10 protein-coding genes are annotated in these 20,215 nt (G+C 66.7%); 3 read left to right on the top strand and 7 right to left on the bottom strand.

Annotation, left to right across the window (positions count from 1 at the left end):
- Window positions 1–105 precede the first annotated feature (105 nt).
- The 7 genes from KBC96_05830 to KBC96_05800 form a co-directional block, all read right to left on the bottom strand.
- Window positions 106–1,380, bottom strand: a complete 1,275-nt coding sequence (locus tag KBC96_05830) for an MFS transporter (GenBank protein MBP6963910.1) — start codon at window positions 1,378–1,380, stop codon at window positions 106–108.
- A 207-nt stretch (window positions 1,381–1,587) separates the two neighbouring features.
- Window positions 1,588–2,637 carry a Gfo/Idh/MocA family oxidoreductase gene (locus tag KBC96_05825; GenBank protein ID MBP6963909.1) on the bottom strand — a complete coding sequence of 350 codons (1,050 nt, stop codon included), beginning with the start codon at window positions 2,635–2,637 and terminating at the stop codon, window positions 1,588–1,590.
- Between the two features lie 63 nt (window positions 2,638–2,700).
- Window positions 2,701–3,117, bottom strand: coding sequence for a hypothetical protein (locus KBC96_05820; protein MBP6963908.1), 417 nt, complete (start codon window positions 3,115–3,117; stop codon window positions 2,701–2,703).
- Between the two features lie 52 nt (window positions 3,118–3,169).
- A complete protein-coding gene (locus tag KBC96_05815; protein ID MBP6963907.1) occupies window positions 3,170–4,627 on the bottom strand; it encodes an RtcB family protein in 1,458 nt (485 codons plus the stop codon).
- Window positions 4,628–4,879: 252 nt separating this feature from the next.
- Window positions 4,880–5,512 carry a haloacid dehalogenase gene (locus KBC96_05810; GenBank protein MBP6963906.1) on the bottom strand — a complete coding sequence of 211 codons (633 nt, stop codon included), beginning with the start codon at window positions 5,510–5,512 and terminating at the stop codon, window positions 4,880–4,882.
- 217 nt (window positions 5,513–5,729) lie between these two features.
- A complete protein-coding gene (locus KBC96_05805) occupies window positions 5,730–6,257 on the bottom strand; it encodes a GNAT family N-acetyltransferase (protein ID MBP6963905.1) in 528 nt (175 codons plus the stop codon).
- Window positions 6,258–6,275: 18 nt separating this feature from the next.
- On the bottom strand, window positions 6,276–8,255 hold the full coding sequence (locus tag KBC96_05800) for a carbohydrate binding family 9 domain-containing protein (GenBank protein MBP6963904.1): 1,980 nt from the start codon (window positions 8,253–8,255) through the stop codon (window positions 6,276–6,278).
- A gap of 431 nt (window positions 8,256–8,686) precedes the next feature.
- Here KBC96_05800 and KBC96_05795 point away from each other — a divergent pair, with 431 nt between their 5' ends.
- From KBC96_05795 to KBC96_05785, 3 genes are all read left to right on the top strand, one after another.
- The gene (locus KBC96_05795; GenBank protein ID MBP6963903.1) at window positions 8,687–12,682 is read left to right on the top strand and encodes an N-acetylmuramoyl-L-alanine amidase; all 3,996 of its coding nucleotides are present in this window, start codon (window positions 8,687–8,689) and stop codon (window positions 12,680–12,682) included.
- A 112-nt stretch (window positions 12,683–12,794) separates the two neighbouring features.
- Window positions 12,795–16,631, top strand: a complete 3,837-nt coding sequence (locus KBC96_05790; GenBank protein MBP6963902.1) for an N-acetylmuramoyl-L-alanine amidase — start codon at window positions 12,795–12,797, stop codon at window positions 16,629–16,631.
- Window positions 16,632–16,746: 115 nt separating this feature from the next.
- The coding region (locus KBC96_05785) for a GerMN domain-containing protein (GenBank protein MBP6963901.1) at window positions 16,747–20,215 on the top strand (3,469 nt) is incomplete at its 3' end.

Below are 20,215 nucleotides of genomic sequence, written 5' to 3'. Positions count from 1 at the left end.
CAGGAGAAGGACGGCCTCGTGCGGCATGAACGCCCTTCGATACGATCCTGTCATTCACCAGGGTCGCTCAGGGCTGACGGTGCGGGCATCCGGCATCAGGCATCCCTAGTGCACGCCCCGCCGGTCGCCGTCCCGGACGAAGAGCACGCAGAGCGCGAGCGCGACCGTGAGCATCACCGCGCTCGCCACGAACGGCACGTACCGCTCCCCCCAGACCACCCCGCCCAGCCGAAGCGGCACGGACCGGTATAGGTACGATCCGACCGCCGCGCCCGCGATCGCGCCGATGCCCTGCGCCGTCCCGAGCGCCCCGACGACCGCGCCGCGCGTCCTCGAAGCCGACATCCCCGAGACGATCGCCAACCACGCCGGCATCGCCACCGCGAACCCTATCCCGAGGACGGCCCCCGCTATCGCGAAGTGTAGCGGGCGGCTGATCACGGTTATCGTCCACATCGCCAGCGCCGTAAGGAAGATCCCGAGCTTCACCGAGCGCGCCTTCCCCCACCGGTCGGTGAGCGGCCCCGAGAAGAGGCTCACGCCCGCCACCGCCAGCGCGATCGGAAGGATCAGGCCGCCGAAGTGCGTCTCGGTCATGCGCAGTTCCTCCATGGCGAAGAGCTTGATGATCGGCATCAGCAGGCCGATCGCGAAGAACGCGCAGAACGCCATCAGCATCATGTCCGGCAGGGCCTTCAGGCCGACGAGCAGGTCTCCGATTCGGAACGGCCGCTCGGGTACCGGCGCCGCCGCCGCCTCCCCTCGAAGGGAGGGGGAAGGTGGAAGGTGATGCTCCTCGTGAAACCGCCTGGGCACCAGCAGGTACGCGCACGCGGCCGTCAGCAGGAAGATCCCGCTCACCAGGTAGAACGAGGTCGCCCGGGAGTCGGTCGCGTCGTTCGCGTAGCCGCCGATGAGCGGGCCGAGCGCGACTCCGCCTATGTACATGACCGTCAGCGCGCTCATCGCCGTCGTCCGTCTGCCCTCGGGGACGCTCGCGCACATCGCCGCCACCATCGTCGGCCAGACCGCCGCCGCCGCGACGCCGTCCAGCGCCCTCAGCGCGAGCAGAGACCAGAGGCGCGGGAACGCCACTATCCCGAGCGAGACGCACGCGGAGAGCAGCGCGCCCGAGACGAGCAGGGGCCTGCGGCCGATCCGGTCGCCCAGGCTCCCCATCGGCGACTTGAGCAGGGTCTCGGCCACGAGGAACGTCGCGAAGATGATCCCTATGTGCCGCGCCAGGCCCAGTTCCCTGACGTAAGGAGGGATGGCCGACTGGTTCACGATTCCGTAGCCCAGTTCCGCCATCCCCGCCACGATGCTCAGGGCGACCAGCGCCCGGTATTTCCCGAGCAGCCCTCGGATGTTCTCGCGCAAGCGGACCTCCATTGGGGAAGTGATCGGTGATTCGTGATGAGTATCCGGTGTCCGAGACCGGACCCGCGAGCCCCCCGACGCCGCGTCATCCTGAACCAGATTCAGGATCCGGAGCCCTCCGGATGGATGCTGAGTCAAGCTCAGCATGACGGCAGGGTCACCCGTCACCAATCACCGGTCACTCATCACTCATCACGAATGACCGCCCTACTTGATCGCCACTTCCTTGCCGACCTCGGACGACTTGTAGATCGCGTCGAGGATCTTGGCGACCATCAGGCCGTCCTCGCCGGGCACGGGCGACGGCTTCTTCGTCTGGATCGCGTCTATGAACGCGTAGATCTCCGCCTCGTGCGTGCCGACGTTCGGCAGGCAGACGGGCGTTGTGTCGATCAGCGTGCCGTTCTCCTCGCGGAACATCTTGAGCGGGTCCATCTGGCAGCCGCCCTCCGTGCCGAGGATCGTCGTGTTGAAGATGTCCTTCTCGAGGTTCGCGCAGAAGCTCGATTCGAGCACGAGGGTCGCGTCGTTCTCGAAGCGGATCAGGCCGACCGCGAAGTCCTCGACCGTGTAGTTGTCGTAGTCCCACGGGCCCCAGACTCCGAACGTGCCCTTCTTCGTGCCGAACTTGGTGTACGTCTTGCCGGACGCCGCGACGGGCTTCGGATGGCCCATCAGATGCAGCGTGAGGTCGAGCGCGTGGCAGCCGATGTCAATCAGCGGTCCGCCGCCCTGCTTGGCCTTGTCGATGAAGACGCCCCAGCTCGGGACTCCCCTCCGCCTGAGCGCCTGGACTCGCGCGTAGTACGGATCGCCGAGCAGTCCCGCGTCCACGAACCGCTTGAGTGCCTGCGCGCCTGAGTTCCATCGCCAGCAGTAGGCGATCATCAGCTTCTTGCCCGACTCCTTCGCGGCATCAACCATCTTCTGGCCTTCTTTGGCATTCAGCGCGATCGGCTTCTCGCAGATGACGTGCTTGCCCGCCCCCAGGCCCTTGATGGTCGGGTCCATGTGTACGTAGTTCGGCGTGCAGACGTCAACCATCTCGATCTCTTTCAGCTTCAGGAGGTCGTCGTACTTCTCGAACCTGAACTTCTCAGGGATGTTCAGCCGATCGCCGACCTTCTTCAGGGTCTCGAGGTTGATGTCGCAGACGGCGACGACCTCGGCATCCGGGTGCTTCTCGTACGCCGGAATATGAACGCTCTGGCTGATGGACCCTGTCCCGATCAGCCCTACTTTGACCTTTCTTCCCACTTACTGTCCCCTTTCGTTATTTCATCGAGCGCTGGGCGCTCTGTCGTTGCCTGAACTGGCGAATCATCCTGTCGGAAAGAGCAGTGACGCCAGGTTGTACCCGAGACCACCCAGGCCCAAGACAGCACCGACTATCTGACCTACAGCAGCCAGTCCGATCTTCCTGAACGCAAATCCGCCCAGTATACCGAACACCGCTATTCCGGAAAATCGTGCCATGGCGAATCGGAATGCAAATGCTCGTACCTGCCAAGCGGAGGCATCAACCAACGGCGGGTGGAGCACACCTTGGATGAGGTACTCTGTAGCTCCCGCTACCACGGCGATACCTACCATGACAGGCCACGGTATCTCTACCGACAATGCCTTCCACTTGTCTCCGAACCACCTGTCCATCAGGCCCGAGACTCCAAATCCCCAGCACACTGCACCGATGATTGCCATCTGCAGAGCAAAATAGCCGAACGATTCCATAAGCATCGATCAGTCCCTCCTATGGTAATGCCAACAGCGGGCGTTCGCTATCGACTTCCTAGCCCTTGATCACGCCCATCGGCTTGAGGCGGGCGACTTTGCGGGAGATGCCCGTCTCCTGTGCCGTGTCCACGACCAGCGAGACGTCCTTGTAGGCCTCGGGCGCTTCCTCAGCGAGGGTGCCTCGGCTCGCGGCCTTCACGATGATCCCCTTCTTCGCCAGGTCGGCCTGGATGTCCGAGCCGCGCGCGCTCTTCGTCGCGGCCTTCCTGCTCATCAGGCGGCCGGCGCCGTGGCACGTCGAGCCGAACGTCTCCTTCATCGCCTGCTCCGTGCCGACGAGGAGGTACGAGTACCGCCCCATGTCGCCGGGGATGATCACCGGCTGGCCGATCCCTCGATACTGCTCAGGCACGTCCGGATGGCCGGGAGGGAACGCGCGAGTCGCGCCCTTGCGGTGGACGACGACCTTCTTCACGGTGTCGCCGACCTCGTGCTCCTCGATCTTGGCGATGTTGTGCGCCACGTCGTATATCTGGCTCATCCCCAGCTTGTGCGGGCCTTTGCCGAATACGTGCGAGAACGCCTCGCGGGTCCAGTGAGCCATCGCCTGGCGGTTCGCCCATGCGTAGTTCGCGGCGCAGGCCATCGCGGCGAGGTACTGCTGTCCCTCCGGCGATTGGATCGGCGCGCATGCGAGCTGGCGGTCCGGCACGGTGATGCCGTACTTCTTCATCGCGTCCTGCATCACCATCAGGTAGTCGTCGCAGACCTGATACCCAAGCCCGCGCGAGCCGCTGTGGATCATGACCGTCACCTGGCCGACGTGGTCTATCCCCATGATCGCGGCCCGGTCGGGATGGTAGATTTCCTCGACGTACTGGATCTCGAGGAAGTGATTCCCGCTTCCCAGAGTGCCGACCTGCGGCTGGCCTCGCTTGATCGCCTTGTCGCTGACGGCGGACGGATCGGCCATCTGGAGCTGCCCGTTCTCCTCGGTGACCTCGATGTCCTCCGCCCAGCCGTAGCCCTGCTCGACCGCCCACTTGCCGCCCTTGCGCATGACGTCCTTGAGCTGCTGCTCGTTCAGGCGAATCCGCCCCTCAGAGCCGACGCCCGAGGGTATGTCGCTGAACAGGGCGTTCACGATGTCCTGCATCTTCGGCTCGACCTGCGCGCGATCGAGGTCGGTGCGGAGCATCCGCACGCCGCAGTTGATGTCGTAGCCGACCCCGCCCGGGGAGACCACGCCGCCGTCCCACTCCATCGCGGCGACCCCGCCGATCGGGAACCCGTAGCCCCAGTGGATGTCCGGCATCGCCATCGAGCGCCCGAGGATCCCGCGGAGGCAGGCTACGTTCGCAACCTGCTCCGGCGCCTGGTCCTCACGGATGCTCGCGAGCAGGCGCTCGGAGGCGTAGATCATGCCGTCCGTACGCATGCCGGGCTTGTACGATTTCGGTATGAGCCAGCGGTCCTCGCCGGCTTTCTGCAGCGGCCCGTTCCACTCAGGCATAGGTTACCTCTGGAGCGCTTCTCCTCCGGGCTGTCCCCTTTTCCAAGGGGGACCGGCCTCCGGGCCGAGGGGGTTCCCAGCACGGGAACCGACAGCCCTGAGTGCTCGGAGCGAAGCGGAGAGTGTATCGAAGGGCGTTCTTGCCTGTGCCACCGTCCTTCGATACACGCGCCGGAGCGCGCACTCAGGACTGGCGGGTCTGATCACCGGTTACTGGACACCCGTCACCCATCACTCACCACTGACGCACGGTCACTTTCCGAAGGCCTCGACCGCCTTGTTGAGCGCGAGTTCGAGTTCCCGCTGGCGGATCGTGACCGTCAGGTCGCCCCTCGTCCGCTCCAGGACCGCGCGCGCCGCGTCGAGGGTGCGCCTCAGCCCGCCGGTGATCCCGTCCGGGTAGTCGAACGTCACCAGCATGTAGTAGAGGTCGTCCATCGCCTTCAGGATCTCCTCGGCGCGGCCGATGTTCCCCGCCCGGATCAGGTCGAGCACGTCGCGCCGAAGCTCGCTCGCCGCCTCAGCCAGGCCGTTCATGTACGGGGCCGACTCGACGCCGATGTCCTTGTGGCTCGGGACGGGCTGATCGCGCATGATGGCGTTGACGGCGGATGCCTCGGTGTACTCCTTCTGCGCGTCCTGGACGTAGCCCGCGTAGTAGAGGTCGGGGAAGTCCTTCAGCTCCCCGGCGGTCTCGAGCACGCGCACCTTCGCCTCGTTCAGGCGTTCGGCGGCCTCTTCCCACTCGGCGCGGTGGACGGCGCGGATCGAGTTCGCGCAGAACCTGATCGCCTCGCGTGAGGTGACGAGCGCCTTGTCCCTCGCGGCGTTCTTCGCGTCCAGCTCGGCCCGTATCTCTTCGGCAACTGCGGATAGGTAGTCCATGGTTTCTCCTCGACAGTGAGACATCGGAGCGGCGCGGCCCCGCGCGGGCAGGAACGCCCTTCGATACTATCCTGTCATTCACCAGGATCACTCAGGGCTGTCGGTTTCTTGCCCCCGGCATCACAGATCCGCCGGTCCTGAGTGCGCGCTCCGGCGCGTGTATCGAAGGACGGCCGGGCCGATCCGCCCTACCACCCCAATACTCCGTCGGGCCGCGTCACTCCTTTGGGCCGGCGGCCTCGAGCACGGCGTCCCAGCGCGCGCGGTGGGAGTCGTCCGGGATCACCGGCTCGAACCCGAGGCGGAGGTACGACTTGATCGCCGGGATGCGGAAGTCGTCCGTCGAGAGAGTGACCTCCTCGTACCCGCGGCCGCGGAACCAGTGGAGCACCGCGAGCGTCAGCGCGTAGCCGACCTGCTTCCCCCGGTGCTCCGGCAGGACGCACACCATGTGCAGGGAGCCCGTCCTCCGCTCCCCGGCGTCCTTCCGCCACGCGCAGGCCGATCCGACCGGCCTTCCCCCGAATGTCGCGAAGAACAGGCCGTCCGGCTCGAACTGCGGCATCCCGGTGAGCTTCTCCCTCGCCGTCCGGGCGTCCCACTCGCCGACGCCGGTGTTCATGATGTCGGCCCAGGCGCGCTCGTCCCCCGGAAGGTAGGTCCGCAGGCCGTATCCCTCCGGTACCTGCATCTCCGGCAGCGCGCCGAGGTCTCGATGAACCATCGTCAGTTGGTCACGTGCCACACTGAAATCCTCTCGCACTCAGAGCAATCTTATCACCTTCAGCAGTACCGTGCTCCTGGTCTTGTCCGCGTTCGGGTCGCCGAAGATGAGCCAGATGTCCGTGCCGGAACGCACGCGCTGCTTGAAGGTCAGGTAGAGGTTCGTCTCGCCGTCCTCGGCTATCAGCCTTCCGCCGACGGTGCGCTCCTCGGTGAGGTCGTACGAGAGCCCGGCGATGAGCTGGCTCGCGGAGAACGCCTCCGGGCTCGGCGGCCTGATGCGGCTGTACTCGTAGCTCGCCTGGACGCTCAGCTTGTCGCCCGCGTTCCATCCCTGCCACACCTCATAAGACAGGTAGTCGCCGCCCGCCATCCGGCCGAGGTTCACCTCGACCCCGCCGCTCCGGTACAGGTCGGTGGCGTTCCAGCCGAACCCGAAGCCGATGTTCCGGTCCCGGTACGGCGGCCTGTGAGACTCCATCCAGCCGACTGAGGCCTCCCTGCCGTTGACCCACTCGAGGTCCGCCGAGAGAGAGACGGCCTCCTGGTAGAGCGACCCGTCCTCGTTGTCCGCGGTCTGGAAGCTGAGGTCCGCGCCCCAGTCGTGTATCCTCCCGGAAGAAGGTTCGTCCCCTATGCCGACGTATCCGTTCCAACTGCGGATGCCCTTCTCAGGCACGTAGCCGAGGTACGGGTCGAAGTCGCCGTCTATGGAGGAGTGGCCCAGGCCCCACTCGAGCTTGCGGGGCGGCCCGTAGGAGGAGAGCTGGAACCTGCGCTTCGACGCGCTCCCCGATCCGAGGGCCGTGTCCGCTGAGAAGTACTCCGCGTCGAGGTTGATCTTCGTGTCGTTCCGGTCGTAAAGGCGGTACTGGCCGAAAGCCGCGCCGGAGAGCCGCTCCACGCCGGAGACGCCGCTTCGGACGCCTGAGACGCCGACGTACCCCTTCGCGGGCCACCGGTGAAGGAGCTGGAGCACGCTGTGGTCGTCCGATCCGAAATCGCGCGCGTGGAGGAAGCCGAGGGCGTAGTTCCCGATCATGCCCGACATCTTCGCGCCGAGGTCTATCTCGTCTATCCGCCGCGAGTAGAAGATCTCGGAGTCCGGGAAGTAGTCGCCTCCCTCCTGGAAGAACGGCCTGCTGTCCGACAGGTAGCGCTCCGTGTAGGTGAAGTCCACGCTGTCCACCTGCTGTTCGACGTTGCGGAAGTCGGGGTTCAGAGTGAGGACGCCCGTCATGGTGGGAGAGACGGAGTGCTTCACGTCGAGGCCGACCTCCGCCACGTCCTCGCCGTCCCCGGCCCCGATCAGCGCATACGCCATCGCCATCGGCCTGATCTTCGGCTTCGGAAGCTGGAGGCCGTCCCAGACGTAGAACTTGCGCGGGTCGAGGTCCGGGCTGCAGTCCGGCGAGCGCCACTGGAGCCTGGAGCGCGCGTGTCTGCGGTTCAGCGACACGCCCATGCTCGTCCTGGACGGGTCGTAGTTGAGGATCGAGAACGGCACGGCCATCTCGACGATGTAGCCGTCGTCCACCATCTTCGCGGCGGCGCTCCAGTCGCCTTTCCACTCGATCTTGCTGACCTCGCCTCGGTTCGGCAGGGACTCGACCTGCACGCCGGCGGGGGTGACCTTGAACCAGACGGAGCCGACGTAGTTCCGGTAGCAGTCGAGCGTGAAGGCCACCCAGTCGTCGCCGTCCACGTCGCCCCCGCGCTTCTTCTGCTGGGCGACGATCTCCCCGGGCCGGGAGTCCCTGCAGTGGAAGGCGGCGTATATGTTCTCCCGGTCGTAGCAGAGCCACGCGGTCGTCTGCTCGGAGGCGGGCGACCCGTCGGTGGTGGCGTAGAAGTCGGTCACGGACGGGGCGAGCTTCCAGCAGGCGTCGGAGAGGTCGCCGTCGAGCGCGGGCGGCTCCGGGACTAGCACGGCGGGGAGCGTCGGGCCCTGCGCCCGGGCGGCCGTCGAGAGGAAGGCGGCGAGAATGACCAGTGCGATTCGCAGGTTCGGTTGCGGCATGAGATACGTCTCCGGCGGGATCGAAAATGTCGGTCGCGCACCCGCTTCCGGTATTCTTCGCCGCCCGGGCGCCCGCTCCCTCCGGCCGATTGCGAATCCTCCCCGCAGAAATGCTGGGATTCCGGCGGGAGATGTGGAACAATCCCTCTCGGAGGGGGCGCGCGGGGCGCATGCCGGTCGGGGGCTCTGATTCCGCAGGTAAAAGTACCAGTTTTCGTCTCGTTTCCTTGACAGCCCGGATGCCCGCACTTATACTGGGATAGAGTGCCGTAGAAGGCCCGACACCCCGATTCGGACCGCAGTCGGCGCCCGCGATCTTTTTGACTGCACATGACGTGGAGCCGGCCACATGAAGGACCCGCTGGCCGGCCGCCTTTCCCGAGCGCATCGTTACGGTGCGCAACCGCGTTGACAGCAAGGGAGGATTTCCGATGAAGACCCGTCTCTACCGGCTGGTCGTGGCGCTCGTCGCCGCGACGGCCGCCTTCGCACTGATCGCGCCCGCATGTTCGGCCGCCGTCGTCGTCTACCTGGACGAGGCGGGAACGGCGACCGCGTACGAGCGCCCCGAGGCCTACGATCCCGTCTCGGCGCTGGAGCTGCTGGCCGCCCCGCCCTCCGAGGAGGAGACGGGGATGAAGCTGACCTCAGCCGTGCCCGCGGGCACGAAGCTGATCGGCATACACCAGGACGCCGGCGCCGCGGTCGTCAACTTCTCGGCCGACATCATCGGCGCGGGCCTCTCGGAAGCCCGGATGGCGGACCTCTACGAGCAGGTCCGGGGCACCCTCTGGCAGTTCGAGATGAAGGGCGAGATCCGCATCCTCGTGAACGGCGACCTGATCTCCCAGTTCGTCCCGAAGCCGCCGGACGTCAAGCCGAGCGCCCAGGCGCTTGCCGACGCGAAGACCCGCTTGATAAGCACGAACAGCCTGTCCGGGAGGCAGATCACCCTCTCCCCGGGCCACGGCAAGCGGTGGAACGGCTCTTACTGGTCCACGGCGAGGCCGGTCTACTGCTCCCCCCTCAATGAGGAGGACTACCACAACCTGGAGAACGCCCAGTACCTCGAGGCCTACCTGCTCCAGGACGGCATGACCGTCAAGATGGTGCGCTGCACGAACAAGAGCCAGGGGGCGTCTCCCTGGGCGGGCGGCGAGCAGTGGTGGCGCATGGGCTCCTGCTACTGGCTGCAGAACATCGGCTATCCCGAGGCCGTGTACGCTCCCTCACCGCCGATCGGTTCGGGCAGCAGCGACGACACGAACGAGATCCAGTCCCGCCCGCTCTCGTCGGACTACGACAACTCAGACATTTACATATCCCTGCACACCAACGGCCTCGCGGGCGACTGCTCAGGCACGGGCTGCCCGGTCGGCTGCTGCACCTACTACGACGCCGGCTCGGAGCACGCCGCATGGGGCGCCGTCAGCCAGTCCCTCGCAACCGCGGTGAACAACAACATCATAGACACCGTCCGCACGAAGTACGTGGACGCGACCTGGCAGAACCGAGGCGTGATCAACTCGAACGGCGCCTACGGAGAGATACGCATCCCGGACCGCGCGGCCGTTCTCATCGAACTCGCGTTCCACGACTCCTGCGACACGGACGCTATGAAGCTGCGCGATAACTTCTTCCGCTCCGCCGCCATGTGGGGAGTCTACAAGGGGATCTGCGAGTACTTCGGCACGACCCCCACGTACGACTTCTACACGGCCGAGCTGGTCAGCCACGACATACCGACCGCCATGTCGGTCAACGAGATCCGGACGGTCCACGTCACGCTCAGGAACAGGGGCGTACTCTGGCAGAACGCCAAGGGATACCGGCTCGGCGCGGTGGGCGACAGCGATCCCTTCACCGCCGTCACCCGGCAGGCCATTACCGCCGAGGCCGGCCCTAACGCTACCTACACGTTCACCTTCAACCTGAAGGCGCCGAACGCCGTCGGCACGTTCACAACCGACTGGCAGATGGTCCGCGAAGGGTTCACCTGGTTCGGCCCGACGGTCAGCCAGGACATCGAGGTCACCGGCACTCCCGACAACGAGGCGCCCGCGGCCCCGACCGGCCTGACGGGAGTCTCGAACTACTCCTACAACATGAACCTCACCTGGAACGCGGCCACCGACAACGTCGCAGTGGTGAGCTACAACATCTACCGGAACAACGTCAAGATCGGGTCGAGCGCCACGACCAGCTTCACGGACAACACCTGCGCGCCGTCCACGACCTACACCTACGAGGTCACCGCCTGCGACGTCGTGCCGAACGAGTCCGCCAGGAGCGACGCGGCCCTGCTGACCACGCAGGACCCCGACTCGGTGGCCCCCAGCGTGCCGACCGGCCTGCACAGCACGCAGGTCACCGCCAGCGCCGTCTCGCTCGCATGGAACGCCTCGACCGACTACTACGGCGTGACCGGCTACAACATCTACCGGAACAGCGTCAAGATCGGGTCGAGCGCCGGGACCAGCTACACCGACAGCACCGTGTCGGCGGCGACCGGCTACTCCTACGAGGTCACCGCGTACGACGCGATGCTCAATGAGTCCGGCAAGAGCTCGGCCGCGCCCGTAATGACGCCGGCCGCCTACACCGTCATCTGGGAGGAAGGGTTCGACGGGGCCGCCAGCTTCAACAACTGGACGGTCGTCAACACTTACGTGTACGACACGGCCCAGAGCAAAGGCACGATCCCCGGCGCAGGCTCCGCGTTCGCGCCCGGCACAGCGGCCAGCCAGATGTGGCGCACTGCGGCGAGCAGGCCGTTTGCCGAGTGCAGGGTCTCCGCCTATTACTACGACCTGAAGGGCGGCTATAAGTCGGGCGTATGCGGCGTCAGCCAGAGGGAATCCCTGAGGCTCACCGCCGACGGCACGATCAGCATGTTCATAGAGCACGGCATATACAACGCGCCGAGCTACGCTACCTACAACTACCGCACGGTAGGCGGAGGCGGCATCGCCTGGACCGCGATCGGCAGCCGCAACCCCACAACGAACTGCAACCCGGCGTGGATCCGCTACGAGACCACCGTCATACCCGGCAACCCCGGCGCATCCCCCGTCGGAACCGTCACCCTGAAGGCGACGGACGGAGCAGGGACCGTCTCGGCGACCCCGAACCTCCAGACCGACTTCTTCAACAACGGCGTCGGGCGGGTGTACCTCGGCCTGAACCTCACCTCGACGACCGGCGACCGCAGGTGGGACGACATCAAGGTCGAGGCCACGAAGCCCGGAGCCCCCGCCGTCGGCGGCGCGACCGCCAACTCCGCGAGCCAGATAACCTGGACGTGGACCCGCGCCGACAACAACGTGTTCGGCTTCGACATCGCCGACGCGGGCGGGGCGATCAAGTCCCCGTTGTGGCCGGCTTCCGGCTGGAAGAACAGGACCGCGACCTCCTGGGCCGAGACCGGGCTCGCCGCGAACACCCTGTACACCCGCAAGGTGCGGGCGTGGAACGGATCGCTCGACAGCGACTACAGCGCCACGGCGAGCAGGTACACGCTCTCCGCGCCGCCCACCACCTCGACCGTGACCTGCGACAAGGCGCCCGGCTCCTGGAGCAGTTCGGCCGACTTCACGTTCACCGCCGTCGGCGGGTTCGGCGCGGGCAAGGTCGAGTACTACAGGTGCGTTTGGGACCAGTCCCCGACACACACCTGGACCGGAAGCGAGCAGATATGGGACGAGGACACTACGGCCCGCACCGCCTCCGCGTCCGGCGCATGGTACTTCCACGTGCGCGGCTACAACGCTGAGGACGCCGCAAACGGCACCCTGAACCTCGGCCCGTACTACTACTCCACCGAGGATACCGGCACTATAGCGCAGGCCAAGGCGCTTCCCGACGGCCAGGCAGTCGGCCTGTTCGACAAGATGGTCGTCGCGAACTTCGGCTCCGCGGTCTACGTCGAGGAGTCCGACGGTTCGTCCGGCATCCGCGTAGACGCGGCCGGGCCCGCGGCCGGCACACCCGCCGGTCTCGTCGGCACCATTCAGACCGACGCGAACGGGGAGCGGTACATCGCCGATGCGACGCTGGCAGCCGGCGGTTCGGCGGCGATGCCGTTCGTGCCGATGATGAACGCGAAGCACCTCGGCGGAGGCGCGCTGAACGCGTACACGATCGGCGTCACCGGCGGCATCGGCGTGAACAACATCGGCCTGCTGGTGAGCGTGGCAGGCAAGATCACGCACGACGACACCGGGTTCGCCTATGTTGACGACGGCTCGCTCGTTCAGGACGGCTCCGGCTGGACCGGGGTCCGCGTGGACAAGACCGGCCTGACGGCCGCCTTCACCGAGGGCAAGCAGTGCGTCATAACCGGCGTCAGCTCGATACTGAAGCAGGGCGAGGCCTACATACCCGTCCTGAGGCCGAGAGGCGACGCCGACGCAGTGATATATCCGTAGGGACGGCCGCAAGGCTCTCCCGGCAATCAACACGACGTGCGGCTCGCGGCCCCTCTCCTCGGCGGGAGGGAAGCCGCGGGCCGCAGGTTTCGGAGTACAAGGGGGTTTCGGAATGAAGCACGGGTCAAAATGGCCGCTGCTGCTGATCTGTCTGTGCCTGCTGCTGCCGGCCGCGAGCGCCCGCTCGGCGGCGGTGATGTACCTCGACGAGACGGGCTACCCGACGTTCTACGAGCGAGCTGACGCCTATGATCCCGTTTCGGCGCTCAGCCTGCTCGCGTCGCCGCCGTCGGAGGCCGAGGCCGGGAAGAAGCTCACCTCCGCGGTGCTTCCCGGCACGAAACTCATAGGCATGCACCAGGACGGCGGTACGACCGTCGTCAACTTCTCGAAGGAGGTCGTCGGCGCGGGCCTCGACGAGGTCCGGCTGGAGGCGGTCTACGAGCAGGTGCGCGGCACCCTGTGGCAGTTCGGCATACCCGGCGAAGTCAGGGTGCTCGCCGAGGGGACCGCGCTCTCGCAGTTCGTCCCGGCGCCCGCCCCGGTTCAGCCGAGCGCGCAGGCACTCGCGGACGGGAAGGACCGCGTCGTCACCACGAGCGGCCTCTCCGGTCGGAAGATCACCGTCTCCCCCGGCCACGGCAAGCGCTGGAACGGCAGCAGCTGGGCGACGGCCCGGCCGGTCTACTGCTCGCCCCTGAACCAGGAGGACTACCACAACCTCGAACTCTGCCAGTACCTGGAGACCTACCTGGCGCAGGACGGCACGACCGTCAAGATGGTCCGCTGCACGAACAAGAGCTACGGCGCGTCTCCCTGGGCCGGCGGCGACGACTGGTGGCACATGGGGGCCAGCTACTGGCTCCAGCACGTCGGGTACCCCTGCTCGGTGTACGGCCCGGCGGGCTGCAACCTCGGAGAGGGCGGCAGCGACGACACGAACGAGATCCAGTCCCGCCCGCTGTCGTCGGACTACGACAACTCCGACATCTACATATCCATGCACACGAACGGCTCGGCCGGCGACTGCTTCGGAACGGGATGCCCCACCGGCACCTGCACCTATTACGACGCCGGCACGGAGCACGCCGCCTGGGGCGCGGTCAGCCAGTCTCTCGCCACCAACGTGAATAACTCCATGATTGACGCCATCCGCACGAAGTACCCCGACGCGGGTTGGTCGAACAGGGGAGTCCTCAACTCGGACGGCGGGTTCGGTGAGATACGCATCCCGGACCGCGCGGCGATCCTCATCGAGCTGGCGTTCCACGACTCCTGCGACACGGACGCCGTGAAACTGCGCGACAACTTCTTCCGATCCACCACCATGTGGGCGGTGTACAAGGGCGTCTGCGACTACTTCGGCACCACGCCCACCTGGGCCTACTACTCGAACGAGCTGGTGAGCCACGACATCCCGGCGAACATGACGGTCGGCGAGCGGTACACCGTTCACGTCACGATGCGGAACCGCGGCGTGCTGTGGAACGACGCGAAGGGCTTCCACCTGGGCGCGGTGGACGACTCCGACCCGTGCACGACGACCACCCGACAGCCGATCTCCGGAGAGGTCGGCCCGAACTCGACCTACACGTTCACCTTCGTGCTGAGGGCGCCGCTCTCCACCGGGACCTACACCACCGACTGGCGGATGGTCCGCGACGGCTTCCAGTGGTTCGGCCCGGTCGCCTCTCAGACGATAAACGTCACCGGCACGCCGGACACCCAGGCGCCTACCGTGCCGACCGGCCTCTCCGCGGCGGCGCAGGACGAGATGCACGTCAACCTGACGTGGAACGCCTCGACCGACGACAGGGGCGTGATCGGCTACTACATCTATCGGAACAACGTCAAGATAGGCACCAGCGCGACGACCTCCTACTCGGACGGCGGCTGCGTGCCGAGCACCACCTACACCTACGAGGTGAGCGCCTACGACGACTTCTTCAACGAGTCCGGCAGGAGCGACCCGGCGCAGGCCACCACGCCCGTCCCGTCGCCGCCGACAGTCCCGCAGAACCTGCGCGGCACCGGCTCGACCACCAGCAGCATCTCGCTGGCATGGGACGCCTCCACCGACAACATAGGCGTCGTCGGCTACAGGGTCTACCGGAACGGCGCGCAGGTGGGAACGACCGCCGGCACGACCTACACGGACACCGGCCTGAACTACACGACGTCCTACACCTACCAGGTGGACGCCTATGACGGCGTGCCGAGCTACTCGGCCAAGAGCGCATCCGTCGTTCTGAGCACGCAGACCCCGTCCTACTACACATGGACGCGCTCGACGAGCAACGCCGACTGCTACATCCGGAGCGGCGCCCCGGACGCCGCCGGTGACAACACCGCCGTGCAGACCGGCTGGAGCTCGACGACGACCATCGCGGCCCGCCGCGGCCTGGTTCGCTGGGACATGACCGGCGCGCCCGCTCAGGCCGCCGTCGTGAACGCCGCCGGAAGCGTGCGGGTGAAACTGTACTGCTACCTGCGCTCGTCGAACACCGCGAGGAACATTGACCTCCGCAAGGTCACCGCGGACTGGAACGAGGGGTCCGCCACCTGGAACAACATGGCGGCGAACTACTCGACCACGTTCGCCACCTGCTCGGTCGGCGCGGTGGGAGACTACACGTGGTCGTGGAACGGGTACACCGGCGGGCTGCCGGAGCAGAACCGCGGCGTCCAGGTCTACAACCAGGCCGAGACAGAGAACCTGATGGCGAAGATCTTCAACGACATGGAGAACTACGGCGCCGTCGGGATCTACCCGAGGCTCGAGATTGACTACTACGATATCGTCGCGCCGACGAACTGCACCATCAGCATCAACGCCGGGGCGGCTTACGCCACCAGCCGGTCCGTCACGCTGAACCTCTCCGCGTCGGACTTCCCGAGCGGGATGTCCCAGATGCAGTTCAGCGCGGACGGCGTGAACTACTCGACCCCGGAGGCATACGCGACCACCAAGAGCTACACGCTCCCGGCGGGCGACGGGCTGAAGACCGTCTACGTCAAGTACAAGGACGTCTCGGGCAACTGGTCCGCGGCCGTCTCCGACACGATAACGCTCGACACCTCTCCCCCGACGGGCGAGCTGACCATCAACGACGGCGACACCTACGCGTTCTCGAGCTCCGTCACGCTGGCAGTATCGTTCACCGACGCGGTTGAGATGCGCTTCAATAACGAGAACGGCGCGTGGAGCGCCTGGCAGGCCTACGCACCGACGAAGAGTTGGTCGCTGAGCGCGGGCGAGGGCGCGAAGACCGTCTACGCCCAGCTCCGGGACGCCGCCGGTAACGTCTCGACGGATACCATCAGCGACGGCATCACGGTAGTCGGCGCGGGCGGCACGATCTCGCAGGCGAAGGCGCTCTCGGACGGGCAGGCGGTCGTCCTGCTCGGCAAGACGGTCGTCGCGAACTTCGGCGGCACGATCTATGTCGAGGAAGCGGACGGCTCGTCAGGCATCCGGGTGGAGGCATCCGGCCCGGCCGTCGGGAACTCCGCCGACGTGGCGGGCGTCATCCAGACGAACGCGAACGGCGAGAGGTACGTCGCGGGCGCGACAGTCTCCGCGGGAGGCGCGGCGGCGATGCCGTTCGTGCCGCTCCTCAGAACGAGCGCTCTCGGCGGCGGCGCGCTGAACGCGTACACGATCGGCGTCACCGGCGGGATCAGCGTGAACAACATCGGCCTGCTGGTGAGCGTCGCCGGGAAGATCACCCGCGACGACGCCGGGTTCGCCTATGTTGACGACGGCTCGCTCGTTCAGGACGGCTCCGGCTGGATCGGCGTCCGCGTGGACAAGACCGGCCTGACGGCCGCCTTCACCGAGGGCAAGCAGTGCGTCATAACCGGCGTCAGCTCGATACTGAAGCAGGGCGAGGCGTACATACCCGTCCTGAGGCCGAGAAACGACGCCGACGCGGTGATATACCCGTAGAAACGGGAGTCAATCCGGCCCGCGCAATCCCGCGCGGGCCGCATCTCACCATGGCCGCCGGTGAAACGTCCCGGCGGCTGTTCCGCCTTGTACCGGAAAGGAGACCGACGTGAAGATGAGCAGACTGTGCGCGATGATACTCGCCGCCGCGGCGCTTCTGTGCGCGTCAGCGGCGTCCGCCGACACCGTGGGCCTGCGGTTCTACCTGCAGGACCGGATGAAGATGGTCCAGCGGGAAGTGCCGGCGGGCAAGAACCTCGTCGAGGCCGCCGTGCGCGGGCTCGTCGAGGGGCCCACCGTGGAGGAGAAGGTCCTCGGCTACACCTCGGCGATACCGGGCGGAACGACCGTCCTGGGCCTCGTGATCGGCGAGGAGAGCGTGGAGGTGAGCCTCTCCGCGGGAGTGCTCGCCGGGTTCGACGAGGGTGCGCTGGAGCTGATCTACAAGCAGTTCACCGCCACCCTGGGCGACTTCCCGAAGATCGCGCAGGTCAAACTGATGTACGACGGCAAACTGCTGTCGGAATACCTCCCGCCGGCCCCGACCGTCGGCGAGCCCGCGAAACCGCTCGTCAAGGGCATCACGGCGAGCGGCCTCGGCGGCCGGAACATCACTATCGGCCCGTCCCACGGGCGCTTCTGGAACGGCTCCGGCTGGTACTGGCAGAGGTCGGACCCGTGCGGGTTCGGCGAGGCCGTGCTCGAAGACACGAACAGCATCCGGCTGATGCAGTTCCTCTACCAGTACCTCACGCAGGACGGCGCGACGGTTCACGTTCCGAGGCAGCTCAATGAGAGCCACTGCTGCAACCCGTACGAGGGGCTTCCGTACTGGAAGATGGCGGCGTACTCGTGGCTGCGGTCGAACGGCCTGCCCTGCTCGGTGTGGGCGAGCTACACCGGCAACTGCGGCGAGGAGACGGCCGTCGGGCGGAGCAGCGACGACATCCGCGCGAGGCCGCTGTTCGCCGACTACCGGGGCTCGGAGATCTACATCGCCCACCACACCAACGCGGGCGGCGGCACCGGCATGGAGACCTTCCGCGACACGGCGATGGAACATCCCGAGCAAGAGGCCGCTAGCTACAACCTCGCCCTGGCGGTGCACAACAACACCCTGAACGCCATCTACGACATGTACGACGGCACTTTCGCCAACCGCGGCGTGAAGGACTCGGCCGGCGGCTTCGGCGAGATCCGCATCCCGAACCGGCCGGCCTGCCTCGTCGAGCTCGCCTTCCACGACAAGTGCGACAAGGACGCCCTTTATCTCATGGACGACTTCTTCCGGTCGGTGGCGATGTGGGGGATGTACAACGGCATCTGCTCGTACTTCGGGACTTCGCCGACGTGGGGCAAGTACTCCGACGAGTTCGTGAGCGACACCATCCCGGCCACCATGACGGCGGGCCAGAGCTACAGCGTCAGCATCACCTTCCGCAACCGGGGCGTCCTCTGGCGCGAGGGCAGGGCTTTCCGGCTGGGCGCGGTGGGCGACAGCGACCCGTTCACCGGCACCACCCGCCGGACCATCTCCGGCGACGTGAGGCCCGGGAACACGTACACATTCACGTTCACGATGACCGCGCCGGCGACGCCGGGTGTCTACACGACCGACTGGCGGATGGTTCGCGACGGAGTCGCCTGGTTCGGCGCCACCTGCTCGAAGAACGTCACGGTGAACAGCGCGGTCATAGACACCGAGCCGCCGACCGTCCCGACGAACCTCCAGGCGAGCGCGCCGAACATGACCCAGGTGAACCTGACGTGGAGCGCCTCCACCGACAACGTCGGGGTCGCCGGCTACAAGATCTACCGTAACGGCACGTACCTCACCAGCGTGACGGGCACGAGCTACTCGAACACTGGCCTGTCGAGCAACACGCCGTACAGCTACGCCGTCTCGGCCTACGACGGCTCCGGCAACGAGTCGGCCCAGTGCGCCCCCGTCTCCGCCACCACCTGGGCGCTGATCTACCAGGACGGCGTCGGCAGCCTGAGCGGGTGGACGGCGGACGTCGTCGCGGACGGCTCGACCCGCGGCCTGGCCTACGACGGCGGCACGAACCACGGCTCGTACACCGGGGCCGGGAGCGCCACCGCCACGGTGGGTACCGGCACCACGAACGGCTGCCTGAGCTACAGGGGCTTCGCGGCGCCGTTCACGAGCGGCAGGTACGAGGGCTACTTCTACGACTCCGCCGCCAACAACGACAGCCGGCAGGGGATGTTCGTGAGGGGCTACAACGGATCCTCGCTGGCGTTCTCGATCTACATCGGCACGTACTCGGCCGCGCCAGGGAGCTTCAGCACCTACTCCGCCGGGGTCTTCAACGGCTCGGCGTGGGTCTGGAACGGGCAGATCGTGCCGAGGGCCATCGGCTGGCACAAGTACCAGATTGACGTGCTGCCCTCCGGAAGCGGCGCGATCAAGTTCTACATAGACGACGCGCTGAAGGCGAGCCAGGACCGCTTCGGCAACCTGGAGACCTACGGCATATCGAGAAACAACATCGGGCACAACTACAGCGTCAACCAGCAGGGCTGGTTCGACGACCTGCGGTTCTCCGTACCCGTTCCGAACGCCCCGGTGATCGGCGCGGCCGCCGCGCAGAGCGCCTCCTCCATACGCTGGAGCTTCACCGACGCGTCGGACTGCGAGTCCGCGTTCTCCCTGCAGGACGGCGGGCACGTCGAGAAGGGGACCGCCGGCAAGAACGCCTCTTACATAGACGAGGGCGGGCTGGCCGCGAATACCCAGTACACGAGGCACATCCACGCGCGGAACGGCACGATCGAGGGCCAGCCCTCGGCGAGCGCGTCGAGGTACACGCTCTCGGTCGCTCCCACCACGTCCACGGTCGCTTGCGACCGCGCGTCGTCCACCGCCTACGCCGATCCGGCCTTCGTCTTCACGGCGGTCGGAGGGTTCGGCGCGGGCAAGGTACAGTACTACCGCTACGCATGGGACCAGAGCCCGACGCACGCGTGGACAGGCTCGGAGACTCAGTGGAGCGCCGGGACGCTTCCGCTCGCCGCGTCGTCGGCCGGGAGTTGGTACCTGCACGTGAGAGGTTACAACGCCGAGAACGCCGCGAACGGCTCGCTCGACCTCGGCCCGTACGTCTACGCCGAGCCGACCGGCACGATCGCGCAGGCGAAGGCGCTCTCGGACGGTCAGCAGGTCGCGCTGGCCGCCAAGACGGTCACGGCGAACTTCGGCGGCACGATCTACGTCGAGGAAGCGGACGGCTCGTCCGGCATCCGGGTGGAGGCATCCGGCCCGGCCGTCGGGAACTCCGCCGACGTGGCGGGCGTCATCCAGACGAACGCTAACGGCGAGAGGTACGTCGCGGGCGCGACGGCGGTCTCGGCCGGGGCGGGGGTCATGCCGTTCGTGCCGATGATGAGCGCGAAGCACCTCGGCGGAGGCGCGCTGAACGCGTACACGATCGGCGTCACCGGCGGCATCGGCGTGAACAACATCGGCCTGCTGGTGAGCGTGGCAGGCAAGATCACGCACGACGACACCGGGTTCGCCTATGTTGACGACGGCTCGCTCGTTCAGGACGGCTCCGGCTGGA

The sequence above is a fragment of the Armatimonadota bacterium genome (genome assembly GCA_017993055.1).
Lineage (GTDB): Bacteria > Armatimonadota > UBA5829 > DTJY01 > DTJY01 > JAGONM01.
Note: the sequence above shows the minus strand (reverse complement) of the source record. Positions and strands in the feature narration are given on the sequence as shown.